The sequence below is a fragment of the Pseudomonas sp. JS425 genome, assembly GCF_018223845.1.
GTDB lineage: Bacteria > Pseudomonadota > Gammaproteobacteria > Pseudomonadales > Pseudomonadaceae > Aquipseudomonas > Aquipseudomonas asiatica.
The window spans coordinates 4,581,190-4,605,889 of sequence record NZ_CP073661.1; the positions used below are offsets into that span (position 1 = coordinate 4,581,190).

Below are 24,700 nucleotides of genomic sequence, written 5' to 3' on the forward strand. Positions count from 1 at the left end.
CATTTTAACGACAGCCCGGTAGTCGATATTTCTTCAAAGCGACAACTACTTACAGAAGCGCTTGAAACGGCAACGGGCGATGTTGACAGCCATTGCAAAATATGCAAGAGCGCAAGAAATAGAACCTATAGTACTAGCAATTCCCGGGCCTATTATTGGCAAAGCCTTGTAATACGGCAAGTGCAGCGTGCCGTGTCGCAAAAAAGGCTGCGAAAACGCACCGAAACAGGCCGGATTTGTTTCCTGGCGCCCCGATATTGTGCGACGCCGGTGACAGAACAGTTACCGATGAATGTCGGGTAACAGTAAAGCAAAAACCCCGCCGGTTGCCCGGGCGGGGTTCTTGTTGGCTGGCCTCACTGATACAACACAGCCCTCAGGCATATACCTCACCCTGTGGGAGCGGCTTCAGCCGCGAACACCGGCAACGCCGGTGCCATCCACCGCGCTGGGTTCTTCGCGGCTAAAGCCGCTCCCACTGAGATAGCGCAACGCATCCAGCGTTTGCGAGCTTCGCTATCAGGCCGAAGCCAGGCTCATGGCCTTGTGGGTATCGATCAGGTGTTGCACCACACCCGGGTCGGCCAGGGTCGAGATATCACCCAGGGCATCGTACTCACCGGTGGCAATCTTGCGCAGGATGCGGCGCATGATCTTGCCCGACCGGGTCTTCGGCAGCCCCGGCGCCCACTGGATCACATCCGGCGAGGCGATCGGGCCGATTTCCTTGCGCACCCAGTTCTTCAGCTCCAGGCGCAGCTGCTCGCTGGCCTCGATACCGGCATTGAGGGTGACATACACATAGATGCCCTGCCCCTTGATGTCGTGCGGCACACCCACCACCGCAGCTTCGGCCACTTTCGCATGCGCCACCATGGCGCTTTCGATTTCGGCAGTACCCATGCGGTGACCGGACACGTTCAGCACGTCATCCACGCGACCGGTGATCCAGTAGTAGCCATCCTCGTCGCGGCGCGCACCGTCGCCGGTGAAGTACATGCCACGGAAGGTCTTGAAGTAGGTATCGACGAAACGGTCGTGGTCGCCGTACAGCGAACGCGACTGGCCCGGCCAGGAATCGAGGATCACCAGGTTGCCCTCGGCAGCGCCCTCGATCAGGTTGCCCAGGTTATCCACCAGCGCCGGCACCACGCCGAAGAACGGACGCGTTGCCGAGCCTGGCTTGAGGCCGGTGGCGCCAGGCAGCGGGCTGATCAGGATGCCGCCGGTCTCGGTCTGCCACCAGGTGTCGACGATCGGGCAACGCTCCTTGCCCACGGCCTTGTAGTACCAGTTCCAGGCTTCGGGGTTGATCGGCTCACCCACCGAGCCCAGCAGGCGCAGGCTGGAGCCATCGGCACCTTCGACTGCAGCCTGCCCTTCGGCCATCATCGCGCGGATAGCGGTTGGCGCGGTGTACAGGATGTTGACCTTGTGCTTGTCGATGATCTTCGACACACGAGTGATGTCCGGGTAGTTCGGCACGCCCTCGAACAGCAGGGTGGTGGCGCCGTTGGCCAGCGGGCCATAGACGATGTAGCTGTGGCCAGTGACCCAACCCACGTCGGCGGTGCACCAGTACACCTCGCCCGGGCGATAGTCGAACACGCGCTCATGGGTCAGCGCTGCATATACCAGGTAGCCACCGGTGGTGTGCAGCACGCCCTTCGGCTTGCCGGTGGAGCCGGAGGTATAAAGGATGAACAGCGCTTCCTCGGCACCCATCTCTTTCGGCGCGCAGTGGCTGGAGGCGACTTTCATCAGGTCTTCGTACCAGATGTCGCGGTGCTGGTGCCAGGCAATGTCGCCACCGGTGCGCTTGCACACGATGATCTTCTGCACGCTGTTGGTTTCAGGGTTGGTCAGCGCCAGGTCGACGTTGGCCTTGAGCGGGGTACGGCGGCCACCGCGTACGCCTTCGTCTGCGGTGATCACGACCTTGGACTTGCAGTCGATGATACGGCCGGCCAGCGCTTCGGGCGAGAAGCCGCCGAACACCACCGAGTGAATCGCACCGATACGGGCACAGGCCAGCATGGCGACCACGGCTTCGGGGATCATCGGCATGTAGATGGTGACCACGTCACCCCGGTGCACATCCTGGCCACGCAAGGCGTTGGCGAACTTGCAGACCTGCTCGTGCAGTTCGCGGTAGGTGATGTTGCGGTGTTCGGAAGGGTCGTCGCCTTCCCAGATGATGGCCAACTGGTCACCGCGCTCTTCGAGGTGGCGGTCCAGGCAGTTGGAGGAAACGTTCAGAGTGCCGTCGGCGAACCATTTGATATCGACGTGATGGTCGTCGAAGGAGGTCTGCTTGACCTTGGTGAACGGCTTGATCCAGTCGATGCGCTGGGCCTGCTCGCGCCAGAAGCCGTCCGGGTTGATCACCGATTGCTGGTACATGGCCTTGTAGGTGGCCTCGTCGGTCAGGGTGGTGGCCGCAACCTCGGGACGAACGGGATACAGTGGAGCCGCACTCATCTGTGTTACCTCGGTGTAATAGTTGTTTTTGTATGGAACCGTTTGTAACTGTACCAGAGCGACAAAAGCCATTCGACGTTGGTAGTAATTTGGTACGCCCGTCCCGACAAAGCGCTCTGGCACGCACCTTACAGCCCAGGCGAGAAATTACGGGCGCGGTTTACCAGAGGATTGTTACAGATTCTGTCAAAACACTTTATCAAAAGACCCACTGTTTCGGCCTTGGCCCCAGCCATAAAATTCACCTCGCCAGCAACGGCAAGGCGATTAACAACTGGTAACAGCCCCCACGAAGGCAAGCGTTAATCCCCCTCCAAACCTGATAGTTAAAACTAGCAATACTCGCGGCGCCATAAGCGCCGCGTGCCCCCCTCACGACCTTAGACAGGTAAATTGAAAATGAAAGCTTTACTGGTATTGGTACTTGGCAGTCTTTGCGGCGCGGCGATGGCCGGCGAAGCCAAAGATGCCGAGCAGATTCCGGTTGAACAGTACAGTTACTCGCAGCACCTGGACATTGCCCGCGTCATTTCCATGAGCGAAGTGCCCAATGTGTGCGAAGTCGTGCCAGCCCGCATGACCTACGAGGACTCCAAGGGCCAGAAGCACATTCTCGAATACCGCGTGATGGGGAACGGCTGCTCGAACGGCTGATACCTTGTGAATTGGGGGCCCTGCGGGCCCCATTCGCGGGCTTGCCCGCTCCCACAGGTACAGCGCCTGCCCTGAATTTGGCGCGGTACCTGTGGGAGCGGGCAAGCCCGCGAAGAATATTGCACCTGATTAACAGGTTATTGACCAACCGCTTATTAATCTACCGACTTGCCCAACGAATAATCCCTCAACTTGTTGGCAATAGTCGTATGCGAAACACCCAGTCTTTTACCTAAAGCCCGACTACTCGGGAATTCCCCCATCAAACTTTCCAGCACCGCTTTTTCAAAGCGCCCGACAATCTGCGAAAGATCCCCGTCCAGCGAAAACTCACCCAGCGGTTGGCGCACGCCGTAATCCGGCAAACGTATATGTTCACTTTTGACCACGCCGCCTTCGCATAACGAAACCGCCTGGAACAACACGTTTTCCAACTGCCTTACATTACCCGGCCAATGATACTGGCCGAGTTTGTCCATCGCCGCCGGCGCCAGGCGCGGCATGGCGCAGCCGATCTGCCGGCTGGCCTGGTCGAGAAAGTGCTGCACCAGCCCTTCCAGGCCATCCATGCATTCGCGCAATGGTGGAATGTGCAGCGACAACACATTGAGCCGGTGATACAGGTCCTGACGAAACTCGCCCCGGGCACACAATTCGGACAAATCCACCTGGGTCGCGCAGATCACTCGCACATCCAGGTACACCTCTTCATCGCTGCCGACACGACGGAAGCAGCCATCCTGCAGAAAACGCAGCAGCTTCACCTGCAGGCGCGGGCTCATCTCCCCTACCCCGTCGAGAAACAACGTGCCACCGGCGGTCAGCTCCAGCAGCCCCAGCTTGCCCTCGGCCCGCGCCCCTTCGAATGCCCCGGGGCCGTAGCCGAACAGCTCGGTCTCGGCCATCGACTCGGGCAACCCGGCGCAGTTGAGCGCCATCAACGGCGACTGGCCGCGCGGGCTTGCCAGGTGGCAGGCACGCGCCAGCAACTCCTTGCCGGTGCCGGTCTCGCCCTCGATCAGCAAAGGCGCGTCCAGCGGCGCCATGCGCCGCGCCTCGCGCACCACCGCAGCCATCACCCGCGAGCTCTGGAAAATACTGTCGAAACCGCGCAGCTCCTGCTTGCGCACGTTATAGATGCGCTCACCGATTCGGTCGGCGCGGTGCAGGGTCAGCACCGCGCCGGCCAGCGCCTCGCTGTCGTCGTGCTCGGACTGCAGCGGCGCGATATCGGCCAGGAACACATCGCCCTTGACCTTGATGCGCAGGCCGTTGATGCGCGACTTGTTGGCGCGCACCAGCTCCGGCAGGTCGAAGTCCTCCACATAGCGGGCCAGCGGCATGCCCGGCACCTCGTCCACCCGCACCCCCAGCAGCTGCGCAGCGGCACGGTTGGCGGCGACGATGCTGCCGCCCATGTCGATCGACAGTACCGGAAAGTCCAGCGCACCCAGCAACGCATTCAGCTCCATGTGCCGGCGCTCGCTGGGCATCAGCCCCACGCGCTTGACACCGAATACCCCGGCAATCGCCTCGAACTTCGGCCGCAGCGCCTGGAACTGCAGATTGATCAGGTTCGGGCAATGCAGGTAGATGGCGTTGCCATGGTCACCGCCCACCTCGCCGCGCAGCACGTTGATGCCGTACTCCACCAGCAGGTTGAGGATGTCGCGCAGGATGCCAATACGGTTCTGGCAATGCACTTTGATACGCATGAGGGCTCTCGAAGCGCCGATGTTTTTCAACACCGCGCAGAAAAGTCGTAAAGATAAGCTGACAAAAACAGCCGAAGCTTCAGCCAGACGCCTCGGATTTTCCGACACCTGCGTCTTTTTGTAAAATTATCGTTACGAATTCATCGTCGCGAGCCAGCCGCCCCCGCGCCCCACCCCGTGCAAAGCGGCCAGCGAAGGGATATTCCTTAGGCATGTCCTGCACATAACAAGAAAAGCCCTCACCAGGAGAGCCACATGAAACAGACGCAATACGTGGCACGCGAGCCCGATGCGCATGGTTTTATCGATTACCCGCAGCAAGAGCATGCGGTATGGAACACCCTGATCACCCGTCAGCTGAAAGTGATCGAAGGCCGCGCGTGCCAGGAATACCTGGACGGCATCGACCAGCTCAAGCTGCCCCATGACCGTATTCCGCAACTGGGCGAGATCAACAAGGTGCTGGGCGCGACCACCGGTTGGCAGGTTGCCCGGGTCCCGGCGCTGATCCCCTTCCAGACCTTCTTCGAACTGCTGGCCAGCAAGCGCTTCCCGGTAGCCACCTTCATCCGTACCCCGGAAGAGCTGGACTACCTGCAAGAGCCCGATATCTTCCACGAGATCTTCGGCCACTGCCCGCTGCTGACCAACCCCTGGTTCGCCGAATTCACCCATACCTACGGCAAGCTCGGCCTGGCCGCGACCAAGGAACAACGCGTTTACCTGGCGCGCCTGTACTGGATGACCATCGAGTTCGGCCTGATGGAAACCGCGCAGGGCCGCAAGATCTATGGCGGCGGCATCCTCTCGTCGCCAAAGGAGACCGTCTACAGTCTGTCTGGCGAGCCCGAGCACCAGGCCTTCGACCCGATCGAGGCCATGCGCACACCGTATCGCATCGACATCCTGCAGCCGTTGTATTTCGTGCTACCGAACATGAAGCGTCTGTTCGACCTGGCCCACGAAGACATCATGGGCATGGTTCACAAAGCCATGCAGCTGGGCCTGCACGCACCGAAGTTTCCACCCAAGGTCGCTGCCTGAGCGACCTTGCCGATAACAACTCGAACCGGAAAACACCACATGAATGCCTTGAACCAAGCCCATTGCGAAGCCTGCCGCGCCGACGCACCAAAGGTCACCGACGAAGAGCTGGCCGAGCTAATTCGCGAAATCCCGGACTGGAACATCGAAGTACGTGACGGCCACATGGAGCTGGAACGCGTGTTCCTGTTCAAGAACTTCAAGCACGCCCTGGCGTTCACCAATGCCGTGGGCGAGATCGCCGAGGCCGAAGGCCACCACCCGGGCCTGCTGACCGAGTGGGGCAAGGTCACCGTGACTTGGTGGAGCCACTCGATCAAAGGCCTGCACCGCAATGACTTCATCATGTGCGCACGCACCGACAAGGTGGCGGAGACGGCTGAAGGCCGCAAGTAAGCACTGAGAAACTGGAGCCTGTGGGAGCGGGTTCACCCGCGAAGCAGACACCGCGGTGCATGGCACCGGCTTCGCCGGTGTTCGCGGGTAAACCCGCTCCCACAGGGGCCCCAGTTTTTTGCAGGAAAAATGTTCGCTGTTCGCCCGCAAAACCGACAAGCGACCGCCAAAAAAACCCAAACTGTCATCCAGACTTGTGTATCCTGCCCCAGCTTTGCAAAGCTTCAAACGCGCCTGGCGCAGACTTTTCACTCACACTTGCGAGGAACGACGAGATGCATGAAATCCCGAATCTTCCCTTCCCAAGCCTGAACCCAGAAGAGCCAACCGTTACCGTTCACGCCGAACCGGCAGCTGCCGTCGAGCAGGATGGTGACGATCAATCCAGCGCTGACCAGGAATAACCGCGCATCCCCCGACTGTGTGAAAACGGCTGACCTGCGGGCCACCCCCCGTCATCACGTTTTCACACCGTCCAGAACCCACGTAGGCCCTCATGCCCCACTCACCGCGCCCCCTTGCGGTCACCCTGCAAGTCGTCTCCATCGTCCTCTTCACCTTCATCGGCTACCTGAACATCGGCATCCCGCTGGCCGTATTGCCCGGCTATGTGCACAACGACCTGGGCTTCAGTGCCGTGGTCGCGGGCCTGGTGATCAGCGTGCAGTACCTGGCCACCCTGCTCAGCCGCCCCACCGCCAGCCGCATCATCGACAACTACGGCAGCAAGAAGGCGGTCATGTATGGCTTGGCCGGCTGCGGGCTCTGCGGGGTGTTCATGCTGGCCTGCGCCTTCCTCACCCACCTGCCCTGGCTTAGCCTGGCCTGCCTGCTGGTCGGCCGCCTGGTACTCGGCAGTGCGGAAAGCCTGGTGGGCTCCGGTTCCATTGGCTGGGGCATTGGCCGCGTAGGTGCTGAAAACACGGCCAAGGTCATTTCCTGGAACGGCATCGCCAGCTATGGCGCGCTGGCCATCGGCGCTCCGTTGGGCGTGCTGATGGTCAAGAGCCTGGGCCTGTGGAGCATGGGCGTGAGCATCATCCTGCTGTGTGCGCTCGGGTTGCTGCTGGCCTGGCCCAAACAGGCCGCACCGATCGTCAGTGGCGTGCGCCTGCCGTTCCTGCGGGTGCTGGGCAAGGTGTTCCCGCACGGCTCGGGGCTTGCCCTGGGCTCGATCGGCTTTGGCACCATCGCCACCTTCATCACCTTGTATTACGCCAGCCGTGGCTGGGCCAATGCGGCACTGACCCTGAGCCTGTTCGGCGCCAGTTTCATCAGTGCGCGACTACTGTTCGGCAACCTGATCAACCGGCTTGGCGGGTTCCGGGTGGCGATCGCCTGCCTGTCGGTGGAAACACTCGGGCTGCTGATGCTGTGGCTGGCGCCTAGCGCCGAACTGGCGTTGGCGGGGGCCGCACTGAGCGGGTTCGGCTTCTCGCTGGTGTTCCCGGCACTGGGGGTGGAGGCGGTGAACCAGGTGTCAGCGGCCAACCGCGGGGCGGCGGTGGGGGCTTATTCGCTGTTCATCGATTTGTCGCTGGGGGTGACCGGGCCACTGGTAGGCGCGGTGGCAGCGGGGTTCGGGTTTGCTTCGATGTTTCTGTTTGCGGCAGCGGCGGCGGCTTGCGGGCTGGTGTTGAGCCTGTATCTGTATCGGCAGGCGCAGCGAAGGCGGGATCGCGCACAGGAAACCTGATTTATGTACTGCCTGCACTGGCCCTATCGCCGGCAAGCCAGCTCCCACAGGACCGCATGAACCAAGGCTGACGCTACACCTGTGGGAGATTCTATGGTTTTAGGGAAGTTTTTTAAGCGGCTTTTGACCGATACTCATCTCCGCTTTTCAGTAGGGCAAATACTACTCGCGCCAATTTGCGTGCGAGCATGACAAGCGATGCTGTCGTGCTAAAACCACGTGCCAGGCGCTCTTCGTAGTACGATTTCCATACTGCCGTGCGGCATGCCGACATGGCTGCGTTGTGAAGGAGGCGTCGAGCTTCGGGGTCTCCTCGCTTCGTGAGCTTGGATTGCCCTTTTTTCTGCCCCGACTGCGCAATCCTCAGATCCATACCCAAAAAGGCGATAAACGCATCACCCCCGCTGAAGTTGCCACGCTGAAACGTCGCAGTCAGGCGTGCAGCCGTTAGAAAACCAATCCCCTCGACCTTCATGCAGCGCTTTACCTGAGGCATCAGTCCGGCCTTTTCCAGCAGACCCTTGATCATCTTCTCCACCAGCAGCTCAAGCCGCTGCATCGCACGCAGATGTGTCTTGAAGGCGGCTCTAAGTAGCGGTTCATTAGCCCATCCCTGAGACAGGCTGGTTCGTGCCTGGACCAGTCCCGCACGTCGCCGAAACAGGCTCAGAAGTTGTCGATAGATAGCCGGTGGCGGCGCCCAAGGCGTAAGGTCCTGTCCTTCGTTCTTCAGATAGCGGGCCAACAGCTGGGCATCAATTGCATCTGTCTTAGCGCGTACGTTGACGCCTTTGCGGTAATGGCTCAGGGCGTAACCATCTACCACGTAGATCGTATGCCCAAACTCAAAGGCCAGATCCGTAAACAGAACGTGATAGATGTTGGTCGCCTCGATGGCCACGGACATCGCACCCGAGAGGCCTTTGAGCCATTTCTTAATAGCTGCTTTGGTATTGGGGATTGCTATGAGCTCTGCTGATTCATCGTCCCAGATGACCAGTTCCGCTTTGGCCACATCCACGCCAATCAGCCGCTTTGAATCAGCAACCACCATTGCCATGAGCAACTCTCCTCGATAGTGTTGAAGCACTTGAAGGGTCACCCAGAGGCGCTGGCTTGTGTCTTTCGTCGGTCTGAGCCCGGAAGCATTCTTTATCGGCGCTTGGGTGAAAAGGGAGGAGGGGCGAGATCTCCCACGGTCTGTACTGCGCTAACAGTCAGAAGCTGGCTTTGTCCCTCCTCCTCCCTTCAAGTCTAACCATACAAGCTGGCTTGCCGGCGATGGGCTGCAAGGCAGCCCCCGGGGCCGTGAAGGTCAGCGCTGAGCGTACTGCAGCACCACTTCCAGCGGGTGGCGCATCTGCCGCTCGGTCATGCGCTTGACCTGGCTGCGGCACGAGTAACCGGTCGCCAGCGGCTCGCCTTCTTTGTCCAGCTTGGTCGCCCACGACTGCTCGAAGATGGTCCGCGAGGTGTCCTGGTTGCGCGCCTCGTGCCCATAGGTACCGGACATACCGCAGCAGCCAGTCGCCTCGGTCACCAGCTTCAGGCCAAGGCGGGCAAACACCTGCTCCCACTGCTTGGTGCTGGCCGGCACGTTGGTCTTCTCGGTGCAGTGCGCCATCAGGCGGAAAGTGCCCGGCGCGGTCGGTGCCTGCTCCGGCAGCACGTCCATCAACCACTCCTGTGGCAACAGCACCTGCGGGCAGCCATCCAGGCCCGGCACTTTCTGGTACTCCTGGCGATACACCAGGGTCATCGCCGGATCCAGGCCCACCAGCGGCACGCCGCAGTCAGCCAGGGCCTTGAGCTGGGTGGCATTGCGGATCGCCGCCTTGGCGAACGCACCGAGGAAGCCCTGAACGTGCAGTGGCTTGCCGTTGGCACTGTACGGCGCCAGGAACACCCGGTGGCCCAGACGGTGCGCCAGGTCGATGAAGGCCGACAGCAGCGGCGTCTCGAAGTAACGGGTAAAGGCATCCTGCACCAGCACGATGCTGCGCTCGCGCTGGGCCGGGGTCAGTTCACGCAGGGCCGGCACGCTGGCCACGCCGACGCGGCAGCGGGTCAGGGTGGCCTGGAAGTTGAAGCGACTGATCAGCGGGCTGTCGACCATGCCGACCTTGTCGGCCAGCAGCTTGCTCACCCACTTCGAGCCCATCACCGCGTTGTACAGCCCGGGCGCGTGGGCCAGGTACGGGATGGTGAACTCCAGCGAACCGATCAGGTAGTCACGCAGCGGGCGCTGGTAGCGGCCGTGGTACAGCTCGAGGAAGCGCGAGCGGAAGTCCGGCACGTTGACCTTGATCGGGCACTGCCCGGCGCACGACTTGCACGCCAGGCAGCCGGCCATGGCGTCGTACACCTCATGGGAGAAGTCTTCCTGGCCCTGGCTGCGCGCACGGTTGTTGCGCAGGCGTGCCGGCAGGCCCTTGAGCCACGACACCTTGTTGCGTGCCGCCGCCAGCACGTCGATATCGGCTTCGCCCTGCAGGCGCAGCCATTCGCGCATCAGCGAGGCACGGCCCTTGGGCGAGTGCTGGCGCTCGCGGGTGGCCTTCCACGACGGGCACATGGCGTCGTTGGGGTCGTAGTTGTAGCAGGCGCCGTTGCCGTTGCAGTGCACGGCGCTGGGGAAGTCCTGCCACACGCGTTCGTCGATGGTGCGGTCGAGATCGCCGCGCAGGGTTACGCCATCGACCGGGGTCAGGCCTTCGGCACTGCCCAACGGGGTGCAGATCTTGCCCGGGTTGAGCTGGTTGTGTGGGTCGAAGGCGCCTTTAAGGCGCTGCAGCGCCGGGTACAGCTCGCCGAAGTACTCCGGCACGTATTCAGAACGCAGGCCCTTGCCGTGCTCGCCCCACAGCAAGCCGCCATAGCTTTTGGTCAGCGCCGCCACGGCGTCGGAAATCGGCTTGACCAGTGCGGCCTGGGCCGGGTCCTTCATGTCCAGCGCCGGGCGCACGTGCAGCACGCCGGCATCGACGTGGCCGAACATGCCATAGGCCAGGCCGTAGCCATCGAGCAGTGCACGGAAGTCGGCGATGTAGTCGGCCAGTTGCTCCGGCGGTACCGCGGTGTCTTCCACGAACGGTTGCGGGCGTACTTCGCCCTCGACGTTGCCCAGCAGGCCCACCGAACGTTTACGCATGGTATAGACGCGGGTCACCGCCTCGGCGCCCTCGGCCAGGGTGTGGCCCAGGCGCTCGACGCTGGTGTCGTTCTGCAGGTGCTGGATGAACGCTTGCACCTTGGCATTGACCTCGGCCGGCTCGTCGCCGCAGAACTCCACCAGGTTGATGCCCAGGGTCGGGCGCTCGGGGTCGGCCGGGAAGTATTCGGCGACGCTGTGCCAGACGATATCCTTCATCGCCAGCATCAGCACCTTGGAGTCGACAGTCTCGATCGACAGCGGCTTGTGCGCCATCAACGCGTTGGCGTCACGCAGGGCATCCATGAAGCTGGTGTAGCGCACGTTGACCAGCACGGCGTACTTGGGGATCGGCAGCACATTGAGCTTGGCTTCGACCACATAGCCCAGCGAGCCCTCGGCACCGCACAGCACGCTGTTGAGGTTGAAGCGGCCCTGCTCGTCGCGCAGGTGGGCCAGATCATAACCGGTCAGGCAACGGTTGAGCTTGGGGAAGGTGGCTTCGATGAGATCGGCCTGGGTTTCCTGGATCTCCCTCGCCATGCGGTACACCTCGCCGACCCGGCCGGGCGCAGCACAGGCCTGCTCCAGCGCGGCATCGTCGATCGGCAGGCTGTGCAGGCGCTCGCCGCCGAGCAGCACGCTGTGCAGCTCCAGTACGTGGTCGCGGGTCTTGCCATAGGTGCAGCTGCCCTGGCCGCTGGCGTCGGTGTTGATCATGCCGCCGACAGTGGCACGGTTGGAGGTGGACAGCTCGGGGGCGAAGAACAGCCCGTGCGGCTTGAGCGCAGCGTTGAGCTGGTCCTTGACAGTACCGGCCTGCACCCGCACCCAGCGTTCCTCGACGTTGATTTCGAGGATTTTGTTCATGTGCCGCGACAGGTCGACGACGATACCGTCGGTCAGCGACTGCCCGTTGGTGCCGGTACCACCACCGCGCGGGGTCAGCTTGACCTGCTGGAAGCGCCCCTCGGCCATCAGCGTGGCGACCCGCGCCACATCATCGGCGTCCAGCGGGAACACCGCCGCCTGTGGCAAGCGCTGGTAGATCGAGTTGTCGGTGGCCAGCACCGTGCGGGTGCCGTAGTCGGCACTGATCTGGCCACGGAAGCCGCTGTTGCGCAGGGCTTCGAGGAATTCGGGGTAGTTGGCGCTCGGGGCAACGGTCGGCAGCTGGGCGATCATCGAAGGATGGCCTCTTGATATTGGCTAATTCACGGGATTCCTGTCGTTCCGGCATGGGTGATGACATGCGGAGGTGACGTGCAGGCCAATGTTCCTGTAGTTTCGCTTCAGGGGCAAACGGATAATCCTGCCGCTATTAATGACTTTTATGAATGAATTACCGCCATCTCACCCCGTCCATGTCGCTGCTACTGGCTTTCGAGGCTGCCGCCCGGCATGAAAGCTACACCCGAGCCGCCGCCGAGCTGTCGCTCACCCAGAGCGCGGTCAGCCGCCAGGTGCAGGCGCTGGAGCAGCAACTGGGCCTGACCCTGTTCCGCCGCGAGGGGCGCCAGGTGCAGCTGACCGATGTCGGCCGCCTGTACCAGCGCGAGCTCAGCGAGGCACTGGGGCGCATCCGCAGCGCCACCTTGCAGGCGTTGGCCTACCAGTCGGGGGTAGGCACCTTGCGCCTGGCCACCCTGCCCACCTTCGGTTCGAAATGGCTGCTGCCGCGGTTGCATGCCTTCTACAGCGCACACCCGGGCATGCTGGTGCACATACATTCACGCATCGAAGCCATCAACTTCGACACCAGCGAGATCGATGCCGCCATCGGCGTGGCCAGCCACGACCTGCCGGGGTTGATCTGCCATCGCCTGCATGCCGAGGAACTGGTGGTGATATTGCCGCCTGAGGCTGGTGCGGACAGCCAAGGCTGGAGCCCTGCACGCATCAGTGAAGAGGTGCTGCTGAATGTGGCCAACAACCCGCATGCCTGGGGCGAGTGGTTCTCGCACCATGGCCTGGCGCACCGGGCGATGCGCCTGGGGCCGAGCTTCGAGCTGACCTCGCACCTGATCCAGGCGGTACGGGCCGGGATCGGCATCGGGCTGGTGCCGCGCATACTGGTGGAGGAAGAACTGGCCAAGGGTGAGCTCTACAGCCCAGGGGTGGCATTTGCCAGCCAGCGCAGTTATTACCTGATCTACCCCCCGCGCAATGAGGCATTGCCGTCGCTGCGGGCGTTTCGCAGTTGGTTGCTGGAGCAGATCTGATTTTTGCCTGTGCCGGCCTCTTCGCGGGTAAACCCGCTCCCACAGGTATAGCGCTGCTTTCAGATCAGGTGATGTCCCTGTGGGAGCGGGTTTACCCGCGAAGGGGCCGGTACAGGCAATAAAAAACCCGAAGCCAGTTCCTGACTTCGGGTTATTTGCACGCTACCTGCAGCGCCTTACCTGGCCACGCTACCAGCAGCCCCAAGGGCCTGCGCCTTGCGACGCGGCTTGACCATGTAGACCACGAACATGGCAAACAGCCACACCGGGATCGCATACACGGAAACCTGGATACCCGGGATCATCGCCATGATGCCCAGGATCAGCACCACGAACGCCAGGCAGATGTAGTTGCCATAGGGGTACCACAGCGCCTTGAACAGCGGCTTCTGGCCAGTGCGGTCCAGGTGCTGGCGGAACTTCAGGTGCGAGTAACTGATCATCGCCCAGTTGATCACCAGGGTAGCCACCACCAGCGACATCAGCAGTTCCAGGGCGTTTTGCGGCATCAGGTAGTTGAGCAGCACCGCGATCAGCGTCACGCCTGCCGACGCCAGGATCGAGCGCACCGGCACACCGCGGCTGTCGACCTTGGCCAGCGACGCCGGAGCGTCACCTTGTTCGGCCATGCCCAGCAGCATGCGGGCGTTGCAGTAGGTGCCACTGTTGTACACCGACAGCGCTGCAGTCAGGACCACGAAGTTCAGCAGGTGCGCGGCCACGTCACTGCCCAGCAGCGAGAACACCTGCACGAACGGGCTGCTGCCATAGCTGCCACCGGAGGCATCGATACTGGCTACCAGGTTGTCCCATGGGGTCAGCGACAGCAGCACCACCAGGGCACCAACATAGAAGATCAGGACACGGTAGATGACCTGGTTGATTGCCTTGGGGATCACGGTCTTCGGCTTGTCGGCCTCGGCAGCGGTGAAGCCAAGCATTTCCAGGCCACCGAAGGAGAACATGATGAACGCCAGGGCCATCACCAGCCCGCTGACACCGTTCGGGAAGAAGCCACCGTGCGACCACAGGTTGGCCACGGTTGCCTCGGGGCCGCCGCTGCCGCTGGTCAGCAGGTAGGCACCCAGGCCGATCATGCTGACGATGGCCACCACCTTGATGATGGCAAACCAGAATTCGGCCTCACCGAAGAACTTCACGTTCATCAGGTTGATGGCGTTGATCAGCACGAAGAACGCTGCCGCCGTAACCCAGGTGGGGATCTCCGGCCACCAGTAGTGGACATACTTGCCGACCGCCGAAAGCTCCGACATGCCCACCAGGATGTACAGCACCCAGCAGTTCCAGCCCGACAGGAAGCCGGCGAAACCACCCCAGTAGGTGTGGGCGAAATGGCTGAACGAGCCGGCCACCGGCTCTTCGACGATCATTTCGCCGAGCTGGCGCATGATCATGAAGGCGATGAAGCCGCAGATGGCGTAGCCAAGGATCATCGACGGGCCAGCGGATTTCATCACGCCTGCCGAGCCGAGGAACAGGCCGGTACCAATCGCACCACCGAGGGCGATCAACTGGATATGGCGGTTCTTCAGGCCCCGCTTGAGCTCGCCTGAATGCATGTTTTGTCCACTCATGAACGAAGTCACCTGCATTGTTTTTATCTGTGACGGAATCGGACCCACCGCGCTCGTGGCGCAGCGGAATGGGCAAGGTGGTTACCTTGGGTTTCCTGACCTCAGGTGCCGCCGGAGCGGGTCAACCAGGCGTGATCAAGAGTGCGCGGTACGCAAAGGAGTCACAGGTAAAACGCGGCGCACTGTATACCCCTGCAAACGCGCAGGCGTCAACGCGTTGCATCCTTTCCTCGGGAAAAAACGCAGCGATCCTGTGGTGTGGGCCTTGAAAGGCGAAGTGATCGGCGTACATGGCGCCTCCATTTGTTGTTTTGTCAGCCCGGCTCTGTGGACAGGCTTTTGCACACGGCAATGGCGGCTATAACACCGTGGGGCGGGGCTTTGGGCAAGGGTGGGCGGGGCTTTGTCGGCTGTTTTGACGGTGAGCCGGCGGCAAGGTTTGTTTACACGATTCGACCTAATCTGAAATCCGGGCTGAAACCGACCACATTCGTACAATTTTCTTTACAAGGTGGTTCAGGAACTTGCCAGTCGTCCGAAAAATTCTTTTTGTTCAGTATCTTGGGTCCGCTTTGCGGCCCTTTCGCGACACAAGGCCGCTCCCACAGGTGACGCGTTTTCTGTGGGAGCGGCCTTGTGTCGCGATGGGCTGCGCAGAAGCCCCAAATTCTCACAGCCATAAAAAACCAGCCCGAAGGCTGGTTCTGTTTCAACGCAAAGGCCAATCAGCCACGCGGTTTGCCGCGGCCACGGCCTGCCGGCTTGTCACCTTCAGGCTTGGCCGGACGCTTGCGCATCTCGCTCGGGCGTTCGGCCACGGTGCTGCCACGGCCGGTCTTGCGCGGGGCCTCTTCACGCGCCTGGCGCGCCGGGCGTTCCCCGGCAGCAGCACCTTCGTGGGCCGGGCGCAGGCTGCGCACGCGCTCGCCACGGCCCAGCGGGCGGGTCGATTTGCGCTGCAGGCGCTCCATCTTGTCCTTGGCCTTGAGCTTCATGGCTGGCAGCGCCACCGGCTGCAGGCCTACCTCTGCGGCGAGGATGTCGATTTCGCCCTGGGTCATTTCACGCCAGCGGCCCATCGGCAGGTCGGAGTTGAGGAACACCGGGCCGAAACGCACGCGCTTCAGGCGGCTGACCACCATGCCCTGGGACTCCCACAGGCGACGCACTTCACGGTTACGGCCTTCCATCACCACGCAGTGGTACCAGTGGTTGAAGCCTTCGCCACCGGGTGCCTTCTGGATGTCGGTGAACTTGGCAGGGCCATCTTCCAGCATCACGCCGGCCTTCAGGCGCTCGATCATCTCGTCGTCGACCTCACCACGCACACGTACCGCGTACTCACGGTCCATCTCGTAGGACGGGTGCATCAGGCGGTTGGCCAGTTCACCGTCGGTGGTGAACAGCAGCAGGCCGGTGGTGTTGATGTCGAGGCGGCCGATGTTGATCCAGCGGCCTTCTTTCGGCCGTGGCAGGCGGTCGAACACTGTCGGGCGGCCTTCCGGGTCGTCACGGGTGCAGATCTCGCCATCGGGCTTGTTGTACATGATCACCCGGCGGGTGGCCTCGGCGGCCTCTTCGCGCTTGATCAGTTTGCCATCCACGGCAATGGCGTCGTGCAGGTCGACGCGCTGGCCGAGGGTGGCCTCGACGCCGTTGACCTTGATGCGGCCCTGGCTGATCCAGGCCTCGACGTCACGGCGCGAGCCAACGCCAATGCGCGCCAGCACTTTCTGCAGCTTTTCGCCGGATGGAGGGGTGATCTCGGTATCTTGCAGGTCTTGCTCACTCATCTGGGCACCTCCCGGTGTAGGAATGAAATAAGGGTTCTGGCGACGAACGCGCCAAAAGGCCGCGCATCATACGCGGTTCGGCGGGGGAACGCACTGGAGGGTAGAGGGTTTTGTGGGCTTTGCGAGGGGTTTCTGCCTAATGGTTATGTATTGGCAGTACCGGCCTCTTCGCGGGTAAACCCGCTCCCACAGGTACCGCATCACTCTCAGGGCCTGTGATATCCCTGTGGGAGCGGGTTTACCCGCGAAAGGGCCAGCACAGACAACAGAAGATTCAAGGCTGCACCTTGCCCTCTTCTTCAACAGCAGCCTCAGGCTCTTCCTCGCGCAAATCATCGAAATCGGTCTTCAGCCCCTCTTCCATGGCATCCAGCTCCACCAGCAGGCTACGGAAGCTGGTCTCCTCCTTCGGCTCGGCAACCTCTTCCTCTTCCCCAAGGCTGGCATCCGCCAATGCCTGCAGGTGCGCCGGCACTGGCGCATCATCCGGGTCGAGCAGCGGCTCCGGCTCCATCTCCCGCAGCTCGGCCAAGGCTGGCAGTTCGTCCAGGCTCTTGAGGTTGAAATGGTCGAGAAACCCCTTGGTAGTGGCGAACATCGCCGGCCGCCCGGGCACTTCGCGGTAGCCGACCACGCGGATCCACTCGCGCTCCATCAGGGTCTTGATGATGTTGCTGTTCACCGCCACGCCGCGCACATCTTCGATTTCGCCACGGGTGATAGGCTGGCGGTAGGCGATCAGGGCCAGGGTTTCCAGCAGCGCGCGCGAGTAGCGCTGCGGGCGCTCTTCCCACAGGCGCCCGACCCACGGCGCAAAGTCCTCGCGAATCTGCAGGCGGTAACCGCTGGCCACCTCCTTGAGCTCGAAGGCGCGGCCGTTGCACGACTTGCCCAGCAGCTCCAGCGCCTGCCTGAAGACCTTGGGCTCTGGTCGCTCGGCTTCCTCGAACAGTTCGTACAGGCGCTCCAGGGATTGCGGCTTGCCCGAAGCCAGCAGGAAAGCTTCGATCAGCGACGCCAGGTCGCGGGGTTCATTCAGGTTCATCAGGGTCTTCAACAAGCGCCGGGCGAAGCCGCACGTGGATGGCGGCGAAGGGTTCATTCTGCACCAGTTCGATCAGCGATTCCTTCACCAGCTCGAGAATCGCCATGAAGGTCACCACCACGCCCAGCTTGCCCTCCTCGGCGGCGAACAGCTCGACGAACGGCACGAAACCGCCACCCTTCAGGCGTTCCAGCACCTGGCTCATGCGCTCGCGGGTGGACAAGGTCTCGCGGGTGATCTGATGGCTTTCGAACAGGTCGTTGCGGCGCATCACCTCGGCCATCGACACCAGCAGCTCTTCCAGGCTGACCTGGGGCAACAGCTTGCGCACCTTGGCCTGTGGCGCCTCCAGGCGCGGCACCACCACCTCGCGGCCGACCCGTGGCAATTCATCGATACCTTCGGCGGCAGCCTTGAAGCGCTCGTACTCCTGCAGCCGGCGAATCAGTTCGGCGCGCGGGTCACCCTCCTCCTCCTCGACCTCGGCCGAGCGCGGCAGCAACATGCGCGACTTGATTTCGGCGAGCATGGCAGCCATCACCAGGTATTCGGCGGCCAGTTCCAGGCGCACGCTCTTCATCAGCTCCACGTAGCCCATGTACTGGCGGGTGATTTCCGCCACCGGGATGTCGAGGATGTCGATGTTCTGCTTGCGGATCAGGTACAGCAACAGGTCCAGCGGGCCTTCGAAGGCTTCGAGGATGATTTCCAGGGCGTCCGGCGGGATATACAGGTCCAGTGGCAGCTCGGTCAGTGCTTCCCCATAGACCAGGGCCAGCTGCAGCTGCCGAGGCGTTTCGGCCTGTTCGGCCGGTGCCTCGGGCGTTTCCACCTGGCTCACGCGTTGACCAGGAACGGCGTGGGGTCGCCGCAGCCTTCACGGACCAGTTCCGGTTCATCGCCGGACAGGTCGATGATGGTCGATGCCTTGAGGTCACCGAAACCGCCGTCGATCACAAGGTCGACATGGTGCTCCAGGCGCTCGCGGATCTCGTAAGGGTCGGTCATCGGCTCGGTGTCGCCTGGCAGGATCAGGCTCACACTCATCAACGGCTCGCCCAGTTCGGCCAGCAAGGCCAGGGTAATGGCATGGGCCGGCACCCGTAGCCCGATGGTGCGCCGCTTATCGTGCAACAGCAGGCGCGGCACTTCGCGCGTGCCGTTGAGGATGAACGTGTAAGGCCCCGGCACATGTGCCTTGAGCAGCCGGAAGGTGCCGGTGTCGACCTTGGCGTACAACCCCAGCTGCGACATGTCGCAGCACATCAGGGTGAAGTTGTGGGTCTTGTCCAGCCCGCGCAGGCGCCGCACCCGTTCGATGGCCGCCTTGTCACCCATCTGGCAACCCAGTGCATAGGCCGAATCCGTCGGGTACACCACCACACCGCCCTTGCGGATAATCTCGACAGCCTGCTTGATCAGGCGCTGCTGCGGGTTCTCCGGATGAATCTGGAAAAATTGGCTCACGTAGTCGTCCTGTTCATACCGCCAAAGGCTGTTCATGGCTGAATCGGCGCCACAGAGGTGGCAGGTCCTCGGGCAAAGGCCGGTAGGCACCGATCTCGCCCCAGGTGCCGGGGCCGTGGAAGTCACTGCCAGCGCTTGCCAGCAGGCCGAACTCACGGGTAAGGATGGACATGGTGCCCACCTGCTCGGCAGGCATCATCCCGTTGACCACTTCAAGCGCCTGCCCGCCTGCCTGAATATAGTCGGCAATCAGCCTTCTGCGCTTGCTGCGGGTCAGATCGTAGTGCATGGGATGCGCCAGGCTCACCCATGCATTGGACTGGCGCAAAGTGGCGACGGTTTCATCGAGGGTCGGCCAGTGCTGCTTGACGTCCCCCAGCTTGCCGGCGCCAAGCCATTTGCGAAACGCCTCGCCGCGATCCTTGACGTGCCCGGCACGCACCAGGTACTCGGCAAAATGCGGGCGCGCCGGGGCGTTGCCGCTATCGCCCAGTTCGTGCTGCACGGCGCGAGCGCCGTCGAGGGTACCGGGCATGCCCTTGGCCGCCAGCCGTTTGTCGATTTCTTCGGCGCGCAGCCAGCGGCCACGGTGCAGCGCTTCGATCGCCGCCAGCAGGGGCGGTGCGTCGAGCGGGAAGTCATAGCCCAGCACATGGATGGTCGCGCCACCCCAGGTGCACGACAGCTCCACCCCGCTGACCCAGTGCATGCCCTTGTCGCGGCACGCCTGGCGCGCCTCGGGCAGGCCTTCGATGGTGTCATGGTCGGTCAGTGCCAGCGTTTGCACCCCATGCTCATGGGCCCGGGCGACCAGTATCGAGGGCGACAGGGCGCCGTCGGAGGCCGTGCTGTGACAGTGCAGATCAACATTCATGGAGGAGCGCTTTCGCTGGAATCGATGTTTGTTATTATGCCGTCACATCCCGATTCTGGCTGCCATTGTGAAACAATTCATCGATTTCATCCCGCTGCTGCTGTTCTTCATCGTCTACAAGCTCGACCCGCGCCCCATGGAAGTCGCCGGCCACAGCTTCGAATTCGGCGGCATCTACAGTGCCACGGCCATGCTGATCATCAGCTCGCTGGTGGTCTACGGCGCGCTGTTCCTGCGCCAGCGCAAGCTGGAAAAGGGCCAGTGGCTCACCCTGGTGGCCTGCCTGGTGTTCGGCGGCCTGACCCTGACCTTCCACAGCGAAACCTTCCTCAAGTGGAAGGCACCGGTGGTGAACTGGCTGTTCGCCCTGGGCTTCGCCGGTAGCCACTTCATCGGCGACCGGGTGCTGATCAAGCGCATCATGGGCCACGCCCTGAGCCTGCCCGATGCCATCTGGACCCGCCTGAACCTGGCCTGGATCGGCTTCTTCCTGTTCTGTGGCGCGGCCAACCTGTTCGTCGCCTTCACCTTCCAGGACTTCTGGGTCGACTTCAAGGTGTTCGGCAGCCTGGGCATGACCGTGATGTTCCTGGTAGCGCAGGGCGTGTACCTGTCGCGCCACCTGCACGACGACCCTTCTACCTCCAAACCCAAGGATTGACATGCTCTACGCCATCATCGCCAGCGACGTCGCAAACTCCCTGGAAAAGCGCCTGGCTGCCCGCCCGGCGCACATCGAACGCCTGCAGCAACTGAAGGCCGAGGGCCGCGTGGTACTGGCCGGCCCGCACCCGGCCATCGACAGCAACGACCCGGGCGAAGCGGGTTTCAGCGGTAGCCTGATCGTTGCCGAGTTCGACTCCCTCGCCGCGGCGCAAGCCTGGGCCGATGCCGACCCTTACATTGCCGCGGGCGTGTACGAAAAGGTGGCGGTCAAGCCGTTCAAGCAAGTGCTGCCTTGATCTGAGACCGCATGGGCTTCTTCGCGGGTAAACCCGCTCCTACAGGCGCAGTGCAAGCTTGAAGCCTGCGCCGTCCCTGTGGGAGCGGGTTTACCCGCGAAGAAGGCCACGCGGTACCGGCAGTTATACTGTTGCCATCAGTCTGCGGTATCTTTGCCACTGGCGGGCCGAATAGTCGCCGTCAATGGTTGAATTGAGTGAGTCATGAGCGAGCTGTTACTGATAGATGATGACCAGGAGCTGTGCGAGCTGCTCGGCAGCTGGCTGACCCAGGAAGGGTTTACCGTGCGCGCCTGCCACGATGGCCAGAGCGCACGCCAGGCCTTGGCCACACATGCCCCGGCGGCCGTGGTGCTGGACGTGATGCTGCCCGACGGCAGTGGCCTGGAACTGCTCAAGCAGTTACGCAGCGAGCATGCCGAACTGCCGGTACTGATGCTCTCGGCCCGCGGCGAGCCGCTGGACCGTATCCTTGGCTTGGAACTGGGCGCCGACGACTACCTGGCCAAACCTTGCGACCCGCGTGAACTCACCGCTCGCCTGCGTGCCGTGCTGCGCCGCAGCCACCCCACCGCCACCACCAGCCAGGTGGAGCTGGGCGACCTGGTCTATAGCCCTGCCCGTGGCGTGGCCAGCATCGATGGCCGTGAAATGACCCTGACCCTGTCCGAAAGCCGCATTCTCGAAGCGCTGCTGCGCCAACCCGGCGAGCCGCTGGACAAGCAGGAACTGGCGCAGATCAGCCTGGGCCGCAAGCTGACCCTGTACGACCGCAGCCTGGACATGCACGTCAGCAACCTGCGCAAGAAGATCGGCCCCCACGCCGATGGCCGGCCACGCATCGTCGCCCTGCGCAGCCGTGGCTATTACTACTGCCTCTGAACATCTTTACCGAGCCTTTACCATCCGCTGACCGCGCTTGACGGTGATCTCCCTAGACTGTGCTCATCCGGTAACCACCGGCCCATGAAAGGAGAGACACCATGCGCAAGACCCTTATCGCCCTGATGTTCGCCGCCGCCCTGCCGACCGTGGCCATGGCCATGCCTGAAGGCGGCATGCGCCACGATGGCCCACATCATCGCGGTGATGCGCCTTTCCACCAGCTGGACCTGAGCCGTGACCAGCGCCAGCAGATCGGCAAGCTGATGGGCGAGCAGATGAAACAGCGCCGCGACATTACCGAGCGCTACCTGTCCAAACTGCCGGCCGCCGACCAGAAGGCGATGAAGGACGAACTGCAGGCCAACCGCGACAAGACCGACAGCGCGGTCCGCGCCCTGCTCAAGCCCGAGCAGCAGAAGAAGTTCGACGAACTGCAGAAGGAACGCGCCGCACAGAAAGCCGAGTGGCAGGAGTTCCAGGCCTGGAAAGCTGAAAAAGGCAACAAGGCCCAGTAAGCTGTCCGCCCGATGCCCGGCCCGCCTCAGTGCGAGCCGGGCTTTTCTTGTTAGCAGGAGGTGCACTTGCGTTCACTGTTCTGGCGCATCCTGGCCAGTTTCTGGCTGGCCATCACCCTGGTTGCGGGCCTGTCAATCCTGCTGGGCCACATGCTCAACCAGGACGCCTGGATCCTCAGCCGCCACCCGGGCCTGAATACCCTGGCCAGCAAGTGGGCCAAGCATTACGAACAGGAAGGCCTGGCTTCGGCACAGCATTTTTTGGAACGGCGCAAGGACCGCTACAAGATCGACGTGCAGGTGCTCGACGACAGTGGCGAAGCCGTGGTGCCCGGCACCTTCCCGCGCCGTGCGGCGGCCTTCGAGGCACGCCAGCACAATGACCAGCGGCACCTGCCGTGGCGCCGGTTGACCGAGGAATACACCAGCCCCGACACCGGCCAGACGTACCTGCTGATCTACCGCATCCCCCACCCGGCGCTGGATGCCTGGCACCGCGAAAGCCTGCTGTGGCCGCTCAGTGCGCTGGGCATTGCCCTGGTGGTGCTGACCCTGTTCAGCCTGCTGGTGACCCTGTCCATTACCCGCCCGCTCAGCCGTCTGCGCAGCGCCGTGCACGACCTGGGCCAGACCACTTACCAGCAGAACAGCCTGGCGCAGCTGGCGGCGCGACGTGACGAATTCGGCGTACTGGCCAAGGACTTCAACAAGATGGGCGCGCGCCTGCAAAGCACCATCGGCAGCCAGCGCCAGTTGCTGCGCGATGTGTCCCATGAATTGCGTTCACCGCTGGCCAGGCTGCGTATCGCCCTGGCCTTGGCCGAGCGCGCCGAGCCTGAGCAACGTGAAGCGCTGTGGCCACGCCTGACCCGCGAATGCGACCGCCTGGAAGACCTGATCAGCGAAATTCTCGCCCTGGCACGGGTCGATGCCGAACAGGCCCATGCCGAGCCGGTGGACCTTAACGCCCTGCTCGGCAGCGTGCGCAAGGATGCCCAGCTCAGCGCACCGGAGCAGGATGTGCGCCTGGAGGCTCAGCCGGGGTTGACCTTGCAAGGTTGGCCAACGCTGATCGAGCGTGCCGTGGACAACCTGCTGCGCAACGCCCTGCGCTTCAACCCGCAGGGCCAGCCGATCGAAGTCAGCGCCGTGCGCGAGCAGGACCGTATCCTGATCAGCGTGCGTGACCATGGGCCGGGGGCGGCGTCGGAGCACCTTGCACAGTTGGGGGAACCGTTCTTCCGTGCGCCGGGGCAGGAAGCGCCGGGGCATGGGCTGGGGTTGGCGATTGCACGCAAGGCGGCGGAGCGCCATGGTGGCAGCCTGGTACTGGAGAACCATCCACAGGGGGGCTTCGTGGCGCGGCTGGAGTTGCCTGTGACTGAAGCGACAGGCAGTTGATTTGATGTAAATGCATCCGGCCTCTTCGCGGGTAAACCCGCTCCCACAGGTAACCGTGCAAGGCCTGAAACTTGCGCCACACCTGTGGGAGCGGGTTTACCCGCGAAAGGGCCGGATGCCTTGATACTGCAATCAGCTCAAGGCTGCGTTACTCGCCCCAGGCACTGACGAAATCAGCAGTTTCCAGAATCGGCGCGGTGCGCGGCTCGGTCAGCGGCGTACCCACATACAGGTAACCGATCAGCTCCTCGTTCGCGGCCAGCCCCAGGCCCTTGTGCACATGGGCATCGAAAGCCATGTCCCCGGTGCGCCATACCGCACCGATACCTTGCGCATGCGCCGCAATCAGGATGCCGTGCGCGGCACAGCCCGCCGCCAGCCGCTGTTCGGACTTGGGCACCTTGAAGTGGTCCTGCAGCTTGGCAATCACCACGATCAGCAACGGCGCCCGCAGGGGCATGGCGCGGGCCTTGTCCAGGGCTGCCTGGGTGGCATCCCCCTTGTGCTGCAGCGCTTCGGCGAACAGCTCACCCAGCTTCTCGCGGCCCTGGCCTTCGATGGTGAGAAAGCGCCACGGCCGCAGCTGGCCGTGGTCCGGGGCGCGCAGGGCGGCCTGGAACAGCGCCTCGCGCTGGGCGGCATTGGGCGCCGGGTCGGTCAGGCGTGGCACGGAAACACGGTTGAGCAATGCGTCGAGAGCCTCCATCGGCTACCCTCCTGGCAGGTAAATGTGCGGCCATTCTAGCGTTTACATCACCAGACCCATAGGTAGAATGGCGCCCTTCCGTTTAGAGTCAGAGCAGA

General features: G+C 62.7%; 22 protein-coding genes. 11 read left to right on the forward strand and 11 right to left on the reverse strand.

The annotated features are described in order from the left end of the window. Nucleotides 1–519 precede the first annotated feature (519 nt). Nucleotides 520–2,481, reverse strand: a complete 1,962-nt coding sequence (gene acs, locus KDB76_RS21255) for an acetate--CoA ligase (protein WP_023661365.1) — start codon at nt 2,479–2,481, stop codon at nt 520–522. A 399-nt stretch (nt 2,482–2,880) separates the two neighbouring features. On the opposite strand from acs, the gene KDB76_RS21260 reads away from it, so the two are divergent. Then, complete coding sequence (locus KDB76_RS21260) at nt 2,881–3,135, forward strand: DUF2790 domain-containing protein (RefSeq protein ID WP_003260110.1); 255 nt, start codon at nt 2,881–2,883, stop codon at nt 3,133–3,135. Nucleotides 3,136–3,290: 155 nt separating this feature from the next. Here KDB76_RS21260 and KDB76_RS21265 read toward each other — a convergent pair whose 3' ends face one another. Beyond that, on the reverse strand, nt 3,291–4,850 hold the full coding sequence (locus KDB76_RS21265) for a sigma-54-dependent phenylalanine hydroxylase transcriptional regulator PhhR (RefSeq protein WP_024087504.1): 1,560 nt from the start codon (nt 4,848–4,850) through the stop codon (nt 3,291–3,293). A gap of 255 nt (nt 4,851–5,105) precedes the next feature. Between KDB76_RS21265 and phhA the strand changes: the two genes are divergently transcribed. The 4 genes from phhA to KDB76_RS21280 all read left to right on the forward strand — a co-directional run bounded on the left by phhA (nt 5,106) and on the right by KDB76_RS21280 (nt 7,986). Beyond that, the gene (phhA, locus tag KDB76_RS21270) at nt 5,106–5,894 is read left to right on the forward strand and encodes a phenylalanine 4-monooxygenase (protein WP_003260109.1); all 789 of its coding nucleotides are present in this window, start codon (nt 5,106–5,108) and stop codon (nt 5,892–5,894) included. A gap of 39 nt (nt 5,895–5,933) precedes the next feature. Further along, nucleotides 5,934–6,290 carry a 4a-hydroxytetrahydrobiopterin dehydratase gene (locus tag KDB76_RS21275; protein ID WP_003254532.1) on the forward strand — a complete coding sequence of 119 codons (357 nt, stop codon included), beginning with the start codon at nt 5,934–5,936 and terminating at the stop codon, nt 6,288–6,290. A gap of 275 nt (nt 6,291–6,565) precedes the next feature. Continuing rightward, nucleotides 6,566–6,694: a hypothetical protein gene (locus KDB76_RS30090; RefSeq protein WP_015271274.1), complete on the forward strand. Its 129-nt coding sequence runs from the start codon at nt 6,566–6,568 to the stop codon at nt 6,692–6,694. A gap of 92 nt (nt 6,695–6,786) precedes the next feature. Next, nucleotides 6,787–7,986: an MFS transporter gene (locus tag KDB76_RS21280; RefSeq protein WP_038410068.1), complete on the forward strand. Its 1,200-nt coding sequence runs from the start codon at nt 6,787–6,789 to the stop codon at nt 7,984–7,986. Nucleotides 7,987–8,098: 112 nt separating this feature from the next. On the opposite strand, the gene KDB76_RS21285 is transcribed toward KDB76_RS21280, so the two are convergent. Together KDB76_RS21285 and KDB76_RS21290 are read right to left on the reverse strand one after the other, a co-directional pair. Then, the gene (locus KDB76_RS21285) at nt 8,099–9,046 is read right to left on the reverse strand and encodes an IS110 family transposase (RefSeq protein ID WP_038408539.1); all 948 of its coding nucleotides are present in this window, start codon (nt 9,044–9,046) and stop codon (nt 8,099–8,101) included. A 255-nt stretch (nt 9,047–9,301) separates the two neighbouring features. Then, on the reverse strand, nt 9,302–12,322 hold the full coding sequence (locus KDB76_RS21290) for an FAD-binding and (Fe-S)-binding domain-containing protein (protein ID WP_024087507.1): 3,021 nt from the start codon (nt 12,320–12,322) through the stop codon (nt 9,302–9,304). A 152-nt stretch (nt 12,323–12,474) separates the two neighbouring features. Here KDB76_RS21290 and KDB76_RS21295 point away from each other — a divergent pair, with 152 nt between their 5' ends. After that, nucleotides 12,475–13,359, forward strand: coding sequence for a LysR substrate-binding domain-containing protein (locus KDB76_RS21295; RefSeq protein WP_013973663.1), 885 nt, complete (start codon nt 12,475–12,477; stop codon nt 13,357–13,359). A 176-nt stretch (nt 13,360–13,535) separates the two neighbouring features. Here KDB76_RS21295 and KDB76_RS21300 read toward each other — a convergent pair whose 3' ends face one another. The 6 genes from KDB76_RS21300 to KDB76_RS21325 all read right to left on the reverse strand — a co-directional run bounded on the left by KDB76_RS21300 (nt 13,536) and on the right by KDB76_RS21325 (nt 20,133). Then, complete coding sequence (locus KDB76_RS21300; RefSeq protein WP_162472729.1) at nt 13,536–14,954, reverse strand: amino acid permease; 1,419 nt, start codon at nt 14,952–14,954, stop codon at nt 13,536–13,538. 725 nt (nt 14,955–15,679) lie between these two features. Then, entirely contained in the window at nt 15,680–16,747 is a 1,068-nt protein-coding gene (gene rluB / locus KDB76_RS21305; protein ID WP_013973666.1) for a 23S rRNA pseudouridine(2605) synthase RluB, read from the reverse strand. A gap of 274 nt (nt 16,748–17,021) precedes the next feature. Continuing rightward, nucleotides 17,022–17,792, reverse strand: a complete 771-nt coding sequence (scpB, locus tag KDB76_RS21310; protein WP_013973667.1) for an SMC-Scp complex subunit ScpB — start codon at nt 17,790–17,792, stop codon at nt 17,022–17,024. Next, nucleotides 17,779–18,504, reverse strand: coding sequence for a ScpA family protein (locus tag KDB76_RS21315; protein WP_162097115.1), 726 nt, complete (start codon nt 18,502–18,504; stop codon nt 17,779–17,781). The genes scpB and KDB76_RS21315 overlap by 14 nt, the downstream gene beginning before the upstream one ends. Before the next feature lie 125 nt (nt 18,505–18,629). Further along, nucleotides 18,630–19,259 (reverse strand): L-threonylcarbamoyladenylate synthase, encoded by a 630-nt coding sequence (locus KDB76_RS21320; RefSeq protein WP_038408376.1) that lies wholly within the window; start codon nt 19,257–19,259, stop codon nt 18,630–18,632. A gap of 13 nt (nt 19,260–19,272) precedes the next feature. Further along, on the reverse strand, nt 19,273–20,133 hold the full coding sequence (locus KDB76_RS21325) for a PHP domain-containing protein (RefSeq protein ID WP_023661025.1): 861 nt from the start codon (nt 20,131–20,133) through the stop codon (nt 19,273–19,275). 67 nt (nt 20,134–20,200) lie between these two features. On the opposite strand from KDB76_RS21325, the gene KDB76_RS21330 reads away from it, so the two are divergent. From KDB76_RS21330 to KDB76_RS21350, 5 genes are all read left to right on the forward strand, one after another. Continuing rightward, a complete protein-coding gene (locus KDB76_RS21330; RefSeq protein ID WP_003259096.1) occupies nt 20,201–20,794 on the forward strand; it encodes a septation protein A in 594 nt (197 codons plus the stop codon). A 1-nt stretch (nt 20,795) separates the two neighbouring features. Beyond that, complete coding sequence (locus KDB76_RS21335) at nt 20,796–21,095, forward strand: YciI family protein (protein WP_013973672.1); 300 nt, start codon at nt 20,796–20,798, stop codon at nt 21,093–21,095. A 204-nt stretch (nt 21,096–21,299) separates the two neighbouring features. Next, nucleotides 21,300–21,977, forward strand: a complete 678-nt coding sequence (locus KDB76_RS21340) for a response regulator transcription factor (protein ID WP_013973673.1) — start codon at nt 21,300–21,302, stop codon at nt 21,975–21,977. Between the two features lie 101 nt (nt 21,978–22,078). Beyond that, on the forward strand, nt 22,079–22,495 hold the full coding sequence (locus KDB76_RS21345; RefSeq protein ID WP_013973674.1) for a Spy/CpxP family protein refolding chaperone: 417 nt from the start codon (nt 22,079–22,081) through the stop codon (nt 22,493–22,495). A 60-nt stretch (nt 22,496–22,555) separates the two neighbouring features. Continuing rightward, nucleotides 22,556–23,896 carry a HAMP domain-containing sensor histidine kinase gene (locus KDB76_RS21350; RefSeq protein ID WP_013973675.1) on the forward strand — a complete coding sequence of 447 codons (1,341 nt, stop codon included), beginning with the start codon at nt 22,556–22,558 and terminating at the stop codon, nt 23,894–23,896. A gap of 148 nt (nt 23,897–24,044) precedes the next feature. Here KDB76_RS21350 and KDB76_RS21355 read toward each other — a convergent pair whose 3' ends face one another. Further along, nucleotides 24,045–24,602 (reverse strand): nitroreductase family protein, encoded by a 558-nt coding sequence (locus KDB76_RS21355; RefSeq protein ID WP_013973676.1) that lies wholly within the window; start codon nt 24,600–24,602, stop codon nt 24,045–24,047. Nucleotides 24,603–24,700 lie beyond the last annotated feature (98 nt).

What these genes read in the sequence shown, in the direction of transcription:
- KDB76_RS21345 (WP_013973674.1), top strand. Translation starts at nt 22,079, where the DNA reads ATGCGCAAGACCCTTATCGCCCTGATGTTCGCCGCCGCCCTGCCGACC.
- KDB76_RS21265 (WP_024087504.1), bottom strand. Translation starts at nt 4,850, where the DNA reads ATGCGTATCAAAGTGCATTGCCAGAACCGTATTGGCATCCTGCGCGAC.
- acs (WP_023661365.1), bottom strand. Translation starts at nt 2,481, where the DNA reads ATGAGTGCGGCTCCACTGTATCCCGTTCGTCCCGAGGTTGCGGCCACC.
- scpB (WP_013973667.1), bottom strand. Translation starts at nt 17,792, where the DNA reads ATGAACCTGAATGAACCCCGCGACCTGGCGTCGCTGATCGAAGCTTTC.
- KDB76_RS21280 (WP_038410068.1), top strand. Translation starts at nt 6,787, where the DNA reads ATGCCCCACTCACCGCGCCCCCTTGCGGTCACCCTGCAAGTCGTCTCC.
- KDB76_RS21295 (WP_013973663.1), top strand. Translation starts at nt 12,475, where the DNA reads ATGAATTACCGCCATCTCACCCCGTCCATGTCGCTGCTACTGGCTTTC.
- KDB76_RS21355 (WP_013973676.1), bottom strand. Translation starts at nt 24,602, where the DNA reads ATGGAGGCTCTCGACGCATTGCTCAACCGTGTTTCCGTGCCACGCCTG.
- KDB76_RS21335 (WP_013973672.1), top strand. Translation starts at nt 20,796, where the DNA reads ATGCTCTACGCCATCATCGCCAGCGACGTCGCAAACTCCCTGGAAAAG.
- KDB76_RS21300 (WP_162472729.1), bottom strand. Translation starts at nt 14,954, where the DNA reads ATGAGTGGACAAAACATGCATTCAGGCGAGCTCAAGCGGGGCCTGAAG.
- KDB76_RS21325 (WP_023661025.1), bottom strand. Translation starts at nt 20,133, where the DNA reads ATGAATGTTGATCTGCACTGTCACAGCACGGCCTCCGACGGCGCCCTG.
- KDB76_RS21275 (WP_003254532.1), top strand. Translation starts at nt 5,934, where the DNA reads ATGAATGCCTTGAACCAAGCCCATTGCGAAGCCTGCCGCGCCGACGCA.
- KDB76_RS21260 (WP_003260110.1), top strand. Translation starts at nt 2,881, where the DNA reads ATGAAAGCTTTACTGGTATTGGTACTTGGCAGTCTTTGCGGCGCGGCG.
- rluB (WP_013973666.1), bottom strand. Translation starts at nt 16,747, where the DNA reads ATGAGTGAGCAAGACCTGCAAGATACCGAGATCACCCCTCCATCCGGC.
- KDB76_RS21285 (WP_038408539.1), bottom strand. Translation starts at nt 9,046, where the DNA reads ATGGCAATGGTGGTTGCTGATTCAAAGCGGCTGATTGGCGTGGATGTG.
- phhA (WP_003260109.1), top strand. Translation starts at nt 5,106, where the DNA reads ATGAAACAGACGCAATACGTGGCACGCGAGCCCGATGCGCATGGTTTT.
- KDB76_RS21340 (WP_013973673.1), top strand. Translation starts at nt 21,300, where the DNA reads ATGAGCGAGCTGTTACTGATAGATGATGACCAGGAGCTGTGCGAGCTG.
- KDB76_RS30090 (WP_015271274.1), top strand. Translation starts at nt 6,566, where the DNA reads ATGCATGAAATCCCGAATCTTCCCTTCCCAAGCCTGAACCCAGAAGAG.
- KDB76_RS21290 (WP_024087507.1), bottom strand. Translation starts at nt 12,322, where the DNA reads ATGATCGCCCAGCTGCCGACCGTTGCCCCGAGCGCCAACTACCCCGAA.